This window comes from Lysobacter zhanggongensis (genome assembly GCF_046638635.1).
Classification (GTDB): Bacteria; Pseudomonadota; Gammaproteobacteria; order Xanthomonadales; family Xanthomonadaceae; genus Novilysobacter; species Novilysobacter luteus.
This window is the reverse complement of the sequence record NZ_JBJXHK010000005.1, coordinates 31219-47083: the sequence shown is the minus strand read 5'-3', so window position 1 is coordinate 47083 and position 15865 is coordinate 31219. Positions and strand designations below refer to the sequence as shown.

The following is a 15865-nucleotide window of genomic DNA, read 5'->3' as shown; positions in this document are numbered from 1 at the left end:
CCCACTTGCTTGCAGCCATACGCCGTTGCGGCGCTGTTCCTCCTGGTGTCGAGCGGGTGCGACCAAGGCCTCCCGGATAATCCATGCCGGGTCGAGCTCGCCGCGGTGCGCCCTACGGATTCTGCGTCGGTCGATATCGAACTGCTGATGCCGGGCATCGTCGACCAGTTGGGCGCCGAGCCTTACTGGTCCGATGTACCGTCCATTGCTACCGCTTGCCAGGCTCCGAAAGTTTATCCTGGTGGACTGGTTCGTTCGCAGGCGAATGCGCTCGATCGGGCAAAGGCGGTTGCGCGGTTTCGGACTGGCGAAGTATCGGGGATCTTGTTTGCGTATCCCTCCCAGGGGATGGAGGAGTCCGTGACCGGCATTGCGGTCGCGCTGGTTGAGTACCCATCCAACGGAGTCCCGGGGCGGGTATATAAGGCCTCCGAACTTCTGAATGACGAAGGCTGGGGTCACCTCACCAAGAGCCGGTTCCTTGGTAATGGCATCGAGCGGTGTACCCAGGAAATCGCCTACGTCACCTATGCGGACAATGGGGACATCCTGGGCGAACTCGCGGTGCCCAACCGGAGCCCTCCCTACTGCGAACAGATCGTGCAGTTCCCACGATAGTGCTTAAGCGTGGCCGGCGCGCGGTACCACTCACGAGTGATTCAAAGTGCCGTCCTATCTAACTTCCCCCGTACCCCAGCCCCCGACAACCGGACCCTGAAGCAACTTCCACCCGCCGGCAGCGGCACGAAGTCCAACGACGCCTGGTTGGCCCGGCACAGTTCGCGGGCGATGTAGAGGCCCAGTCCTGTGCCGTGGCCGGAGGTGGTGAAGAACGGCCGGAACAGTTGCCGGGCGACGCCCTCGGCGATGCCCGGGCCGCGGTCGATGACGTCGATCAGCGGCTGCTGGTGGCTGTCCAGCTCGACATGGACGGTCACACGGGCTGGCTCGCCGGGCATGCGGCCGTAGGTCAGGGCGTTGTGCACCAGCACCGTCAGCACCTGGTGCAACTGGCGCGGGTCGACCAGTGCGGCGATCTGCGGCCGTTCGGCGCTGGCGCGCAGGGTGTCGTTCTCGAGCGGGTGGCCGGCGCGGTAGTCATCGACGAAGTGGCGGACGAAGCCGGCCAACTCGACATACTCCGGCTTGGCCGGTTCGCGCCGGGCCAGGCCGAGCACGTTCTCGACGATGCCGTTCATGCGCACGCCCTGCTGGCGGATGATTTCCAGCAGGCGGCGGTCGGCGGTGGCGACGTCGTCGGATTCCTCCAGCAACTGCACCGCGTAGTTGATCGCGGCGAGCGGGTTACGGATCTCGTGGGCCAGGCTGGCCGAAAAACGCCCGAGCGTGGCCAGGGTCATCGACTCGGCCCGGCGCGACACCAGCGAGGTGTCGTCCAGGAACACCAGGGTCTGGTCGCTACCAGCCAGCAGGCGGGTGAAGCGCGGGACGATTTCGGGCTGGTCGGGCGCCACCTGCAACGGGGTCTCGTCGGCCTTGCCATCCTGGCGCCAGGCGGCCAGCCGCCGGGCGAGCTCGGGCAGGGCGACGCCGAGGTCGCGGTGGCCATCGCCGGCATCGCCCAGCAGCAGCGTCGCGGCCTCGTTGGCCAGGCGCACGCGGTTGTGCCCGTCGACCAGCAGTACGCCGGTGCGCAGCCGGCGGATGATCAGTTCGTTGACCTCGGTGAGGTGGGCGGTCTCGACACCGCGCCGCTCGGCCAGGTCGTAGCTCGCGCGCATCTGGCGGCCGAGGATGCTGGTGAGCGTGGCCAGCGCGATGTAGGCGACGGCGAACATCAGCGGCTCGGCAACCATCCGGTCGGTCTCGTCGATCAGTGCCGTCCACGCGTACTCGCCGATGATCCCGGCCACCGCGACGAGCGCCGCGCCCAGCCCGTAACGGGCGGGCAGCAGCAGGGCCGCGGCGCCGACGTTGAACATCAGCATCAGGGCGATGCCGGTACCCGCCGCGGGCACGGCATGGATGGCCAACAGGCCGAACAGCAAGTCGGTGGAGATACCTGCCAGCGTCGCAACGCGAAGGTCGCCGCGGCGGCCGAACACGAACAGCAACACCGCCATGACCAGGTAGGACAGGGCGACGGTCGGGGCCAGCAGTTCGTGGCGCGGCGGGCCGAGCATGTCGGCGACCGGCCCGAACAGCACCAGCACCAGCATCATCGCCTCGAGCAGCCGGTACAGCGTGTAGAAATGCAATTCGCGGCGCAGTGCGCTGTCGGCGTCCCCGGCGTCGGTCGCAATGGCTGGCGGCAAGCGTGGTTTCCCCGGATCGATACCCCGGCGCGAGTATAGGCACAGCATGGCCTGCAGGCCGGGTTTTGCCCGGCCCGGCCCGATCGGCGACAATGGCCGGCCCCCTCGCGCCCGCGCCGCTGCCGGTTGCCTCCGCGTCGGGTGACTCTTCAACTCCCCTCGGTGACGCATGAACTTTCACGAATACCAGGCAAAGCAACTGTTTGCCGAATACGGCATTGCTGTGCCGGCCGGGCGCATCGCGCGCACTCCCGAAGAGGCCGTCGAGGCCGCCAAGTCCATTCCCGGCGACCTGTGGGTGGTCAAGGCCCAGATCCACGCCGGCGGCCGCGGCAAGGCCGGCGGCGTCAAGCTGGCCAAGAACTTTGATGAAGTGAAGCAGTACGCCGCGGCGATGCTCGGCACGAAGATGGCGACCTACCAGACCGCCGGCGTCGAGCTGCCGGTCGACACGGTGCTGATCTCCGAGGGCACCGACATCGACAAGGAGCTGTACCTCTCCGTGCTGGTCGACCGCGGGACCCAGTCGGTCACGTTCATCGCCTCGGCCGAGGGCGGCATGGACATCGAGCAGGTCGCCGAGGAAAACCCCGACGCGATCAAGACCATCAACGTCAACTACGTCGAAGGCCTGCAGCCGTACCAGTGCCGCGCGCTGGGCTTCGACCTGGGGCTGAACGCCAAGCAGGCCAACCAGCTGGCCAAGATCATGCTCGGCCTGTTCAAGCTGTTCCACGAGAAGGACCTGGCGCTGGTCGAGCTGAATCCGCTGGCGATCCTCACCGACGGCAACCTCGCGGTGCTCGACGGCAAGATCAACTCCGACGACAACGCCAACTTCCGCCACCCGGACCTGGTCGCCATGCGCGACATCCGCCAGGAGGACGAGACCGAGGTCAAGGCCAGCCAGCACGACCTCAACTACGTGACCATGGACGGCAACATCGGCTGCATGGTCAACGGCGCAGGCCTGGCGATGGCGACCATGGACGTCATCAAGCTCAACGGCGGCGAACCGGCGAACTTCCTCGATGTCGGCGGCGGCGCCACCAAGGAGCGCGTGACCGAGGCGTTCAAGCTCATCCTGTCCAGCGACAAGGTCGAGGCGATCTTCGTCAACATCTTCGGCGGCATCGTGCGCTGCGACATGATCGCCGAGGGCATCATCGCCGCGGTCAAGGAAGTCGACGTCAAGGTCCCGGTGATCGTGCGTCTGGAAGGCACCAACGTGGAGCAGGGCAAGGCGCTGCTGCAGAACTCCGGCTTGGCGATCACGCCGGCCGACGACATCAACGATGGCGCCCGCAAGGCGGTCGCCGCCGTTTCGGGCAAGTGAGGCGGGACTGACATGAGCGTTTTGATCAACAAGGACACCAAGGTCATCGTCCAGGGCTTCACCGGCTCGCAGGGCACCTTCCACGCCGAGCAGATGCTCGAGTACGGCACCAAGGTCGTGGGCGGCGTGACCCCGGGCAAGGGCGGCACCGAGCACCTCGGGCTGCCGGTATTCAACACCGTGCAGGACGCGGTCGACGCGACCGGCGCCGATGCCTCGGTCATCTACGTGCCGCCGCCGTTCGCGGCCGACGCGATCCTCGAGGCGGCCGATGCCGGCATCAGGGTCATCGTGTGCATCACCGAGGGCATCCCGGTGCTGGACATGCTGCGCGTCAAGAACGTCCTCAACGACTTCGACGACGTGACCCTGATCGGGCCCAACTGCCCCGGCGTGATCACCCCGGGCGAGTGCAAGATCGGCATCATGCCGGGCCACATCCACAGCGTGGGCAAGGTCGGCATCGTGTCGCGCTCGGGCACCCTGACCTACGAAGCGGTCAAGCAGACCACGTCGGCCGGCCTCGGCCAGTCGACCGTGATCGGCATCGGCGGCGACCCGATCAACGGCACCAGCTTCATCGACGCGCTGAAGCTGTTCCAGGACGACCCGCAGACCGAGGGCATCATCATGGTCGGCGAGATCGGCGGTTCGGCCGAGGAAGAGGCGTCCGAGTTCATCGCCCAGTACGTGACCAAGCCGGTGGTCGGCTTCATCGCCGGCGCCAGCGCCCCGAAGGGCAAGCGCATGGGCCACGCCGGCGCGATCGCGTCGGGCGGTTCGGGCACGGCCGAGGGCAAGTTCGCGGCGATGGAAGCGGCCGGCGTCACCACGGTGAAGTCGCCGGGCGATCTCGGCGAGGCGATCGCCAAGCGCCTGGCGAAGTAAGCCGACGCGGGTTCGAAGAAGGCCACCTCCGGGTGGCCTTTTTCGTTGGCGCGGCTTCCAGTTGAAACGGCGACTTCACGGCATCGAACGCGGTTCTGGGACAATGCCCGGGACCCGAACCTGACGGCACGCCGCCATGAGCCAACCCATCCGCATCGCCCTCGCCCAGTTCGACTTTCCGGTCGGGGCCGTGTTCGACAACGCCGACCGGATCATCGAGTACATCATCGAAGCGCGCGACGAATACGGCGCGGACCTTGTGCTGTTCCCGGAGCTCGCGCTCAGCGGCTACCCGCCAGAGGACCTGCTGCTGCGCCCGGGCTTCCTGCGCGACTGCCATGTCGCAATGGAACGCATCGCCGCCGCGGCGACCGGCGTCACCGCGATTGTCGGCTGGCCGGAGACCGCGGGGTCGGTGGTGTACAACGCCGCCAGCATCCTGCGCGGCGGCCGTATCGAACACACCTACCGCAAGCGCGAGCTCCCCAACTACGCGGTGTTCGACGAGCGCCGCTACTTCGTGGTCGACCCCGACGGCGGCGACTGCGTGTTCGAGCTCAACGGCGTCCGCTGCGGGCTGCTGGTCTGTGAGGACATGTGGTTTGCCGAGCCGCTGCACACGACGGTGGAGGCCGGTGCCGAGTTGATCCTGTCGATCAACGCCTCGCCATTCGAGCGCGACAAGCACGCGCGGCGCGATGCCCTGCTGGAAGACGCGACCCGTCGCTATGGCGTTGCGATCGCCTACGTCAATTGCGTCGGCGGCCAGGACGCGGTGGTGTTCGACGGCGGCTCGCTGGTGGCCGATGCCGACGGCACCGTGCGGCCGGCCGCGGCGGCGTTCACCGAGCAGATGCTGGTGGTCGACTTCGACCCCGCAACCCGCGGTTTCCGCTCGGTGGAGTGGATGGAGGACGGCGACGAGAGCCGCGACGCGCTCGCCTGGCGCGCGGTGGTGCGCGGTACCCGCGACTACGCGATCAAGAACGGATTCAAGAAGGCATGGCTGGGCCTGTCCGGCGGCCTCGACTCGGCGGTTTGCCTGGCCATCGCGGTCGACGCCCTGGGTGCGGAGAACATCACCGCGGTGCGGATGCCGTCGCGCTACACCGCCGGCGTCTCCAACGACCTGGCGGCCGAGCAGTGCGCCGAGCAGGGCGTGAAGCTGCTGACCCTGCCGATCGAGAAGCCGTTCCAGGGCTATCTGGACACTCTCGCGGAGCTGTTCGAGGGCCTGCCGGTGGACACCACCGAGGAGAACCTGCAGTCGCGGGTGCGCGGCGCGATGCTGATGGCACTGACCAACAAGTTCCACGGCCTGCTGCTGACCACCGGCAACAAGAGCGAGTACGCGGTCGGTTACGCGACCATCTACGGCGACATGGCCGGCGGCTATGCGCCGCTCAAGGACCTCTACAAGACCGAGGTCTACGAACTGGCCCGCTGGCGCAACACGGTCGGCGACCCGGTGATCCCGACCGGGGTGATCGAGCGCCCGCCCTCGGCCGAACTGCGTGCCGACCAGAAGGACCAGGATTCGCTGCCGCCGTACGACGTGCTCGACGCGATCCTGGCGCGCTACATCGACCTGGAGCAGTCGCGCGAGGAGATCACCGCGGCCGGGTTCGCCGCCGACACGGTCGACCGGGTGCTGAACCTGGTGCGCGTGGGCGAGTGGAAGCGCCACCAGGCCGCACCCGGGCCGAAGGTCTCGCGCCGTGCATTCGGTCGCGAGCGCCGTTACCCGATCAGCAACGGGTACCAGGGGTAGGCGGCCTCCGCCATGCATCCGTAGGAGCGGCTTCAGCCGCGATCGGATGTCGGGTCGCCTCTGTCGTTTCGTGATCGCGGCTGAAGCCGCTCCTACGGGGTTCGGTGGGGGATTCCGGAACAAACAAACGCCGCCCGGAGGCGGCGTTTTGTTGATCGAGCGCTGCGCGGTCAGTCGTTGTCCAGGGCCGACTTCTCGCCCGCGAACGGGTTGAGCTTGCGCCAGTTGCTCGGGTAGTCCGGCCAGTCGCCGCGCAGGTACGGGTGGCCCGGCTCGTTCTGCTCGAGCACCCGGCGTGCGTCGGTGGCCAGCTGCTCGTTACCGAGCCCGGTGTAGGCGGCAGCGAGTGTGGCGACGGCGTCGTTCTGGTAGCTGCTCTGCGGGTAGGTCTCCAGCAGGTAGGTTGCCCGCTCGGCGGCGGCGACGTAGGCGGTGCGGCGCAGGTAGTACAGCGCGGCGTCCAGCTCGTGGCGGGCGAACAGGTCGCGCAGCTTCGCCATGCGCAGCTCGGCGTCGGCGGCATAGCGGCTGTGCGGGTAGCGGGTCGTGACGATCTGGAAGTCGTTGAACGCCTGCATCGGCGTGGCCAGGTCGCGCCGGCTCGCGTCGAGCGACCAGACCCGCTGCAGGAACACCGTGTCACGGCTGGAGTTCACCAGTCCGCGCAGGTAGTACATGTAGGAGGCCATGCGATGGGTCGGGTAGGTGCGCAGGAAGCGGTCGATGCTGCTGATCGCGTCCTCGTGCTTGCCCGACTTGTACTGGGCGTAGGCCGTCTCCACCAGCGCCTGCTCGGTGTAGGGGCCATAGGGGTACTGCGCGACCAGCCGCTTGAAGGTGGTCTCGGCGCTGGCCCAGTTGCCGCGGGTCATCGAGGTGTGGGCCTTCTCGTAAAGCTGCTCGACCGGCACGCCTTCGTTGGCTTCCTCGTCCTTGAACATCTTGCCGAAACGGGCGCAGCCGCTGGCGAACACCACCAGGGCCAGCAGCAGGACGATGGTCCGCAGGGAGGGACGCAGCGGGGTGGGGCGATCGGTCATGGTCGAGAATCAACGGGCGCCGGGGGCACGAAGCGCCGATAATAGCAGTCCCGCGCGCAGCGCCCTTAACCCGGACATTCCGATGACCGAACCCGCCATCGCCTTGCAGGCCGTGGTTCCCGACGCCTCCGCGGGGCGGCGGTTCGACGCCGTGCTGGCCGAGTTGTTTCCCCAGTATTCACGCTCGCGGCTGGCCACCTGGATCAAGTCGGGGCAGGTCCTGCTCGACGGCCAGGAGGTGCGCCCGCGCGACCCGGTGCACGGCGGCGAGACCGTCAGCGTCAATGCCGTGTTCGAGATCCAGACCCGCTCCGAGCCCCAGGACATCGCCCTGGAGGTGCTGTTCGAGGACGAGCACGTCATCGTCATCGACAAGCCGGCCGGGCTGGTGGTCCACCCGGGTGCGGGCAACCCGGACGGCACCCTGGTCAACGCACTGCTGAACAAGGACCCCTCGCTCAATGCCCTGCCGCGTGCCGGCATCGTCCACCGGCTCGACAAGGACACCTCGGGGGTCATGGTGGTGGCCCGCACGCTGGTCGCCCACACCGCGCTGGTTGACCAGCTGTCAGCCCGCGACGTGCATCGGCAGTACCTGGCCGTGGTGTCGGGCGCCCTGGTCTCGGGTGGCACCGCCGACGCGCCGATCGACCGCCACCCGCGCGACCGCATCCGGATGGCGGTGCGCGACAACGGCCGCGACGCGGTGACCCATTACCGCCTGCGCGAGCGCTTCCGCGCCCACACGCTGCTGGAGTGCAGGCTGGAGACCGGCCGCACCCACCAGATCCGCGTGCACATGGCGCACCTCAAGCACCCGATCATCGGCGACCCGCTGTATGGGGGCTCGCTCAAGCTGCCGCGTGGCGCCACCGACGCACTCGTGTCCGCGTTGCGCGGGTTCCGCCGCCAGGCGCTGCACGCCGAGACGCTGGAGTTCAGCCACCCGGTCACCGGCGAGCCGGTCCGCACCAGTGCGCCGATGCCGGCCGACATGCAGGCGCTGGTCGCCGCGCTGCGCGACGACACCCGCGAAGCCGCCGAGCGGGGCCGCTGACCCGTGACTGACGCCCTGCTCGCCGCGGACTGGCCTGCGCCGGCGGGCGTGCGGGGCTTCACCACGCTGCGGCACGGTACCGGCGCCTCGCTTCCACCGTTCGACCATTTCAACCTGGGCACGCGCTGCGGCGACGAGCCGGCGGCGGTCCAAGACAACCGCGCCCGCCTGGCAGTGGTCGCCGGCCTCCCCGGTGACCCGGTGTGGTTGCGGCAGGTACATGGCACCACGGTATTCCGCGCCGGGCACGACGCGGCCACCGCCGGCGAGCCGGAGGCCGACACCGCGGTCACCTCGGTCCCGAGTACCGTGCTCGCGATCCTCACCGCCGACTGCCTGCCGGTGCTGCTGTGCGCCGACGACGGCCTCGAGGTCGGCGCGGCGCATGCGGGGTGGCGTGGGCTGGCCGCGGGCGTGCTCGAGTCGACCGTTGCGGCGATGGGCACGCCGCCGGCGCGGCTGATGGCCTGGCTCGGGCCGGCCGCCGGCCCGGAGCATTACGAAGTCGGGACCGAGGTCTACGACGCGTTCGTGTCGCAGGACTGGACGGCCGGCAGCGCGTTCGTCTCGACCCGCCCACACCACTGGCGGGTCGATCTTTACGCGCTCGCCCGGCGGCGGCTGCAGCAGGCCGGCCTCGGGCCGGACCGGATCTTCGGCGGCGGGCTGTGCACGATCGGCGCGCCGGACCGGTTCTTCTCGCACCGACGCGACCAGCGCACCGGGCGCATGGCCTCGCTGGTCTGGTTCACGCCGCCCGGAGCGTCTGCAGGTAGCTCCGCCGCCAGTCGGTGATGTCGTGGTCGCGCAGGCAGGCCATCATCGCCTCCCAGCGCTCGCGACGTTCCTCCAGCGGCATCGACACTGCCCGCGCGATCGCGGCCGCGACGCCGTCCAGGTCGTAGGGGTTCACCAGCAGTGCCTGGTCCAGCTCGCGCGCCGCACCGGCAAAGCTCGACAGCACCAGCACGCCCGGGTCCTCCGGGTCCTGCGCGGCGACGTATTCCTTGGCGACCAGGTTCATCCCGTCGCGCAATGGCGTGACCAGCCCGAGCCGCGCCAGCCGGTAGAAGCCGGTCAGCGAGGCGTGCGGGAAGTTGCGGTTGACGTAGCGCATCGGCGTCCAGTCCGGCTCGGCGTGTCCGCCGTTGATGTGGCCGGCCAGCTGCTCCAGCTCGCTGCGCAGGGTCTGGTACTCGAGAACGTCGCCGCGCGAGACCGGCGCGATCTGCAGGTAGGTCAGCTCGCCGATCTGGTCGGGGTAGCGTTGCAGGTAGCGCTCGAACGCGCGGAAGCGCTCGGGCAACCCCTTTGAGTAGTCCAGCCGGTCGACGCCGATCGCAAGCGCGCGGCCGGACAGGCTCCGCGCCAGGCGCTTGAAGCTCGACTTGCCGACCGCCGCCGCGGCCTGCCGCTCGATCCCGGCGGTGTCGATGCTGATCGGGAACGCGCCGGCCCGCAGGCGGCGCCCCGAGGCGGTTTCCAGCACGCCGTGCTCGACCACCCGCCCGCGCCCGAACAGCCGCACGTAGTCCTGGAAGCGTTCAAGGTCGCGGCTGGTCTGGAACCCGACCAGGTCGTGCGCCGAGAGCCCTTCGAACAGGAGCCCGTGATGCGGCAGCGCGGCCAGGATGTCGGAAGACGGCATCGGCACGTGCAGGAAGAAGCCGAGCTTGGAGCGCACCCCGCGCTCGCGCAGCAGCGAAGCCAGCGGGATCAGGTGGTAGTCATGGATCCAGACCACGTCGTCGTCGCGCAGCTGCGGCGCAAGCCGGTCGGCGAACAACGCATTGACCCGGTGGTACGCCTCCCAGGTCTCGCGGCTGTAGTCGACCAGGTCCATCCGGAAATGCAGCAGCGGCCAGAGCGTGCGGTTGGCAAAGCCGTTGTAGTAGTCGTCGTGGTCGGCACGCGAAAGGTCGACGGTCACGTAGTCGATGTTGCCGGCGGTCTGCTCGTGCAGCTGGCCGGACGCGTCGTCGGCGATGTCCCCGCTCCAGCCGAACCACAGCCCCCCGGTCTCCTCCAGCGCCGCCTGCAGGGCGACCGCCAGGCCGCCCGAGCGGGCCTGGCCGGGCAGGGCGACACGGTTGGAAACCACCACCAGCCGGCTCACGTGGCCTCCTGCCAGGGTCGGCTCAGGCGGGTCGCGGCGATGATCAGACCAACGTGCGAGTACGTCTGCGGGAAATTGCCCCATGCCTCGCCGTCCTCGAACGCGAGGTCCTCTGACAGCAGCCCGAGCGGGTTGCGCCGGGCCAGTACGCTTTCGAACAGGGTGCGTGCCTCCTCGCCCCGGCCGATCGCGGCCAGCGCGTCGATGTACCAGAAGGTACAGATGGTGAAGCTGGTCTCCGGTACGCCGAAGTCGTCCGGCGCGACATAGCGGAACAGGCCGTTCCCGCGTCGCAGGTCCCGCCCGATCGCCTCGACGGTACCGACGAACCGTGGATCGTCGGGGGCGACGAAGCCCAAGTCGGCCAGCAGCAGCAACGACGCATCCAGCCGATGTCCGCCGAACACGTCGACGAAATGGCCGCGGCCTTCGTCCCAGGCCTCGGCGACGATCCGCGCGTGCATCGCGTCGGCGCGTTGGCGCCAGTGCTGGACGCGGCCGGGCAGGCGCAGGTGCACGGCGATCCGCGCCAGCCGGTCGCACGCCGCCCAGCACATCACCGCCGAATAGGTGTGCACCTCGGTGCGGCCCCGGAACTCCCACAGGCCGGCATCGGGCTGGTCATACAGCGCGTACGAGCGGTTGCCGATCGCTTCCAGCCGCTCGAACATCGCCGGGTCGCCGGGGTGGTCCAGGCGCTGGTCGAAGAACAGCTGGGTCGAGGCGAGCACGACGCTGCCGTACACGTCGTGCTGCTTCTGCAGCCACGCCAGGTTGCCACGCCGCACCGGTCCCATGCCTCGGTATCCGGCCAGGGTTTCGACCTCGTCCTCGGCCAGCTCGCGCTCGTAGCCGATGCCGTACAGCGGCTGCAGGGCGTCCTCCTCGGTGGTTGCCAGGTTGAACACGTAGCCCAGGTAGCCCTCCATCGTGCGGGTGGCGCCAAGCCGGTTCAGCGCGCGCACGACGAACGCCGCGTCACGCAGCCAGCAGTAGCGGTAATCCCAGTTGCGTACGGTGTGCGGCGCCTCCGGGATCGACGTCGTCATCGCCGCGACGATCGCGCCGGTCTCCTCGTACTGGCACAGCTTCAGCGTGATCGCGCTGCGGATCACCGCGTCCTGCCATTCCAGCGGGATCGACAGTGAGCGCACCCAGTCGCGCCAGTAGCCGACCGTGCGCTGCTCGGCGCTGCGGACGAAGTCGGCAACCGGCTGGGTCAGGGTTTCGTCCGGGCCCAGCACCAGGTGCAACTCACGATCGAGCAGGAACGGCAGTCCCTCGCGGACAACGCGCACCGGGGCGTCGGTGGTCAGGCGCAGGGTGAAGCCGGGCAGCAGGTAGCGGATGTGGTTGCTGCCCCAGGTGGTTTCGGGTTGGCGGGCGCCGTAGTCGACCAGCGGCCGCAGCCGCACCCGGATGCGCGGGGCGCCTGCGAGCGGGCGCACCCGGCGCAACAGCATCACCGGCCGGTAGGACCGGTCGTACTGGTGCCAGCGCGGGGCGAAGTCGGTGACCTCGACCGCGCCCCCGTGGTCGTCGCGAAGCACCGTGCGCAGTACGGCGGTGTTCGTCACATAGTGCTGCTCGGAGGCGACCTGGTCTTCCAGCTCGATCGCGAAGTCACCGCCGGGCTGCGCGGTCGGTTCGAGCAGTGCGCAGAAGGCGGGGTCGGCGTCGAACGCCGGGATGCAGCCCCAGACGATGCGTGCGTCGCGGTCGAGCAGGGCGGCGATGCTGCCGTTGCCGACCATTCCGAGGTCGAGGGTGCCACTCATGCGGTACTCCGGTGGGAAGGCGCGTCCGCCGTGGCGTCCAGCCACGCCAGGACGTCGCGGGGTGCGCCAAGGCGGTGGCTGGCGAGCGTGGGGGTGCGGTCGCCGACCAGCACCGCCAACCCGCCGCGGGCAATCACCACTTCGAAGCCATGCTCGTCGGTGAGGTCGTCGCCGACGAACACCGGCCGGCGCCCGGCGAACGGCGGCTCGTCCAGCAGCGCGGCGATGGCATCGCCCTTGTCGGTGCCGGCGGGGCGCAGTTCGACCACGCCGTCGCCCGCCTGCAGCCGGTAGTCGTGCAGCCAGGGCAGGGCGGCGTCGGCCAGGTCGCGCAACGGCTGCTCCGCTTCATGGTTGCCGCGCCAGTGCAGCGCGACGGTCGAGTCCTTGTCCTCCACCAGCGCGCCGGGGAACCGTTCGACGACGAGCTCGGCCTTGCGGTGCAGGACCCTCAGCAGCGACGGCGGGGTCGGCGGATCGACATGGTTGTCGGCGTGACGGCGCTCCAGCCCGTGCAGCCCGGCGGCGGGCAGGCGCAGCGGCGCGAACAGTTCGTCCAGCTGGGCGAGGCGGCGACCGCTGACCAGTCCGAGCGCGCCGCCCAGGTGCCGTTGCAGGCCCGCCAGGCGCGCGACCAGCCCCGGCGGCACCTGCACGCCTTCGGGGGTGGCGGCGAACTCCAGCAGGGTGCCGTCGACATCCAGGAACAGGGCCCAGTCATCGGCGATCGCCGGAGGCGCGGGCAGGTGGGTGGGCGGAACCATGACGCGATAGTGAACAGCCGGGTGTAAGCATCGGGTGGACACTGGCCACCGGCGCGCCCCAACTTGAACGCGGCGGGCCGGGGCCGCATCTACGGGACATTGCGGCCCGGGCCGCCACTGATATCGAGGAATCCACCATGCGGATGGACAAGCTCACTTCCCGCTTCCAACAGGCCCTGGCCGACGCGCAGTCGCTCGCGGTTGGGCGCGACCACAGCGTGATCGAACCCGCCCACCTGATGACCGCGCTGGTCGACCAGTCCGGCGGCAGCACCAAGCCGCTGCTGTCGCAGGCCGGGGTCAACGTACCGCTGCTGCGCGAACGGCTCGGCGAGGCGCTGGAGAAGCTGCCGAAGGTGACCGGCCAGGCCGGCAACGTCAGCGTCGGCAACGACCTGTCGCGCCTGCTGAACGTCACCGACAAGCTGGCCCAGCAGCGCGGCGATGCGTTTATCGCCTCGGAACTGTTCGTGCTGGCCGCGCTGGACGACGGCGGCGAGTTGGGCCGCGCGCTCAAGGCTGGTGGTGCCGACAAGGGCCGCATCGAGGCGGCGATCGACAAGGTCCGCGGCGGCGAGAGCGTGCAGTCCGAGAACGCGGAGGACCAGCGCCAGGCGCTGGAGAAGTTCACCATCGACATGACCGCGCGCGCCGAGTCCGGCAAGCTCGACCCGGTGATCGGCCGCGACGAGGAGATCCGCCGCACCATCCAGGTGCTGCAGCGCCGGACCAAGAACAACCCGGTGCTGATCGGTGAGCCGGGCGTGGGCAAGACCGCGATCGTCGAAGGCCTGGCCCAGCGCATCATCAACAACGAGGTCCCCGAGGGCCTGCGCGGCAAGCGCCTGCTGTCGCTGGACATGGGCGCGCTGATCGCCGGTGCCAAGTTCCGCGGCGAGTTCGAGGAGCGCCTGAAGGGTGTGCTCAACGACCTGTCCAAGAACGAAGGCCAGATCATCCTGTTCATCGACGAACTGCACACGATGGTTGGTGCCGGCAAGGCCGAAGGTTCGATGGATGCCGGCAACATGCTCAAGCCGGCCCTGGCGCGTGGCGAGCTGCACTGCATCGGCGCCACCACGCTGGACGAATACCGCAAGTACGTCGAAAAGGATGCCGCGCTCGAGCGCCGGTTCCAGAAGGTGTTCGTCGGCGAGCCGAGCGTCGAGGACACCATCGCCATCCTGCGCGGGCTCAAGGAGAAGTACGCGGTGCACCACGGGGTGGAGATCACCGACCCTGCCATCGTCGCCGCCGCCACGCTGTCGCACCGCTACATCGCCGACCGCCAGCTGCCGGACAAGGCCATCGACCTGATGGACGAGGCCGCTTCGCGGATCCGCATGGAGATCGACTCCAAGCCCGAGGAACTGGACCGGAAGGAACGGCGGCTGATCCAGCTGAAGATCCAGCGCGAGGCGTTGAAGAAGGAGAAGGACGCCGAGTCCAAGCAACGGTTGGCCGACCTGGAGGCAGAGATCGAAACGCTTGAGCGCGAGTTCAACGACCTTGAGGAGATCTGGAAGGCCGAAAAGGCGACCCTGCAGGGCGCGACGAAGATCAAGGAGCAGATCGAGGCGGCCAAGCTCGAACTGGAGGCCGCGCAGCGCCGGCAGGACTACGCGCGCATGAGCGAGATCCAGTACGGCCAGTTGCCGCAACTGGAGACCCAGTTGAAGGCCGCGCAGGAAGCCGAGACCCAGGGCTTCACCCTGCTGCAGGACCGCGTCACCGCCGAGGAAATCGCCGAGGTGGTCGCGCGCTGGACCGGTATCCCGGTGTCGAAGATGCTCGAGGGCGAGCGCGAGAAGCTGCTGAAGATGGAGGAGCAGCTGCATGCCCGCGTAGTCGGCCAGGACGAGGCGATCAAGGTCGTGTCCGACGCGGTTCGGCGTTCGCGCGCCGGGCTGTCCGATCCGAACCGGCCGTCGGGTTCGTTCCTGTTCCTCGGCCCGACCGGTGTCGGCAAGACCGAGCTGTGCAAGGCGCTGGCCGAGTTCCTGTTCGACAGCAGCGACGCGATGGTCCGCATCGACATGAGCGAGTTCATGGAGAAGCACGCGGTCAGCCGGCTGGTCGGCGCGCCCCCGGGCTACGTCGGCTACGAAGAGGGCGGCTACCTGACCGAGGCGGTGCGTCGCCGGCCCTACAGCGTGATCCTGCTTGACGAGGTCGAGAAGGCGCACCCGGACGTGTTCAACATCCTGCTGCAGGTGCTCGACGACGGCCGCCTGACCGACGGCCAGGGCCGCACGGTCGACTTCCGCAACACGGTGATCGTGATGACGTCCAACCTGGGCAGCCAGATGATCCAGGAGATGTCCGACACCGATTCGGCGGAGGGCTACACCCAGATGAAGGCGGCGGTAATGGGCGTGGTGCAGAGCCACTTCCGGCCGGAGTTCATCAACCGGCTGGACGACATCGTCGTGTTCCACCCGCTCGACAAGGCGCAGATCCGCGAGATCGCCAGGATCCAGATGACCGGCCTCGAGCGACGCCTGGCAGAGCGCGGCCTCCGGCTGGAGCTGTCGGATGCGGCGCTGGCGCTGCTCGCCAACGTCGGGTTCGACCCGGTCTACGGCGCCCGCCCGCTGAAGCGCGCGATCCAGCAGCAGCTGGAGAACCCGCTGGCGCAACGGATCCTCGCGGGCGAGTTCACCAGCGGCGACGTGATCAGGGTCGACGCCGAAGGTGGCGGGCTGGTGTTCCGACCGGCGGAGTAAGCGGAACGCGCGGCGCGGGGACACACCCCGCCCGCGGCCCGGTAGGAGCGGCTTCAGCCGCGATCGTGGAATCGGCGAAGCCACCGGTCGTCCAATCGCGGCTGAAGCCGCTC

General features: G+C 69.0%; 12 protein-coding genes. 7 read left to right on the top strand and 5 right to left on the bottom strand.

The genetic code is table 11. The annotated features are described in order from the left end of the window. Positions 1–9 precede the first annotated feature (9 nt). Positions 10–618 carry a hypothetical protein gene (locus tag ACKVMH_RS01965; RefSeq protein ID WP_412699037.1) on the top strand — a complete coding sequence of 203 codons (609 nt, stop codon included), beginning with the start codon at positions 10–12 and terminating at the stop codon, positions 616–618. Positions 619–659: 41 nt separating this feature from the next. Here the strand turns inward: ACKVMH_RS01965 and ACKVMH_RS01960 are convergent, their stop codons facing one another. Then, positions 660–2276: a sensor histidine kinase gene (locus ACKVMH_RS01960; RefSeq protein WP_412699036.1), complete on the bottom strand. Its 1617-nt coding sequence runs from the start codon at positions 2274–2276 to the stop codon at positions 660–662. A 169-nt stretch (positions 2277–2445) separates the two neighbouring features. Here ACKVMH_RS01960 and sucC point away from each other — a divergent pair, with 169 nt between their 5' ends. The 3 genes from sucC to ACKVMH_RS01945 all read left to right on the top strand — a co-directional run bounded on the left by sucC (position 2446) and on the right by ACKVMH_RS01945 (position 6271). Continuing rightward, positions 2446–3612 (top strand): ADP-forming succinate--CoA ligase subunit beta, encoded by a 1167-nt coding sequence (gene sucC / locus ACKVMH_RS01955; RefSeq protein WP_215218722.1) that lies wholly within the window; start codon positions 2446–2448, stop codon positions 3610–3612. A gap of 12 nt (positions 3613–3624) precedes the next feature. Beyond that, positions 3625–4500, top strand: a complete 876-nt coding sequence (gene sucD, locus ACKVMH_RS01950; protein ID WP_215218721.1) for a succinate--CoA ligase subunit alpha — start codon at positions 3625–3627, stop codon at positions 4498–4500. 136 nt (positions 4501–4636) lie between these two features. Continuing rightward, complete coding sequence (locus ACKVMH_RS01945) at positions 4637–6271, top strand: NAD+ synthase (RefSeq protein WP_412699035.1); 1635 nt, start codon at positions 4637–4639, stop codon at positions 6269–6271. Positions 6272–6441: 170 nt separating this feature from the next. Here the strand turns inward: ACKVMH_RS01945 and ACKVMH_RS01940 are convergent, their stop codons facing one another. Continuing rightward, a complete protein-coding gene (locus ACKVMH_RS01940; protein ID WP_215218719.1) occupies positions 6442–7311 on the bottom strand; it encodes an outer membrane protein assembly factor BamD in 870 nt (289 codons plus the stop codon). An 82-nt stretch (positions 7312–7393) separates the two neighbouring features. Between ACKVMH_RS01940 and rluD the strand changes: the two genes are divergently transcribed. After that, entirely contained in the window at positions 7394–8368 is a 975-nt protein-coding gene (gene rluD / locus ACKVMH_RS01935; protein ID WP_412699034.1) for a 23S rRNA pseudouridine(1911/1915/1917) synthase RluD, read from the top strand. Between the two features lie 3 nt (positions 8369–8371). Further along, positions 8372–9163, top strand: a complete 792-nt coding sequence (gene pgeF, locus ACKVMH_RS01930) for a peptidoglycan editing factor PgeF (RefSeq protein WP_412699033.1) — start codon at positions 8372–8374, stop codon at positions 9161–9163. On the opposite strand, the gene otsA is transcribed toward pgeF, so the two are convergent. Genes otsA through otsB form a run of 3 tightly spaced genes read right to left on the bottom strand, consistent with a single transcriptional unit; the run spans position 9117 to position 13026 of the window. Continuing rightward, on the bottom strand, positions 9117–10484 hold the full coding sequence (gene otsA, locus ACKVMH_RS01925; RefSeq protein ID WP_412699032.1) for an alpha,alpha-trehalose-phosphate synthase (UDP-forming): 1368 nt from the start codon (positions 10482–10484) through the stop codon (positions 9117–9119). The genes pgeF and otsA overlap by 47 nt on opposite strands. Further along, positions 10481–12262: a glycoside hydrolase family 15 protein gene (locus tag ACKVMH_RS01920; RefSeq protein WP_412699031.1), complete on the bottom strand. Its 1782-nt coding sequence runs from the start codon at positions 12260–12262 to the stop codon at positions 10481–10483. The genes otsA and ACKVMH_RS01920 overlap by 4 nt, the downstream gene beginning before the upstream one ends. Beyond that, positions 12259–13026 carry a trehalose-phosphatase gene (gene otsB, locus ACKVMH_RS01915; protein WP_215218715.1) on the bottom strand — a complete coding sequence of 256 codons (768 nt, stop codon included), beginning with the start codon at positions 13024–13026 and terminating at the stop codon, positions 12259–12261. Before otsB ends, ACKVMH_RS01920 begins: the two co-directional genes overlap by 4 nt. A 137-nt stretch (positions 13027–13163) precedes the next feature. Between otsB and clpB the strand changes: the two genes are divergently transcribed. Then, entirely contained in the window at positions 13164–15752 is a 2589-nt protein-coding gene (gene clpB, locus ACKVMH_RS01910) for an ATP-dependent chaperone ClpB (protein WP_412699030.1), read from the top strand. Positions 15753–15865 lie beyond the last annotated feature (113 nt).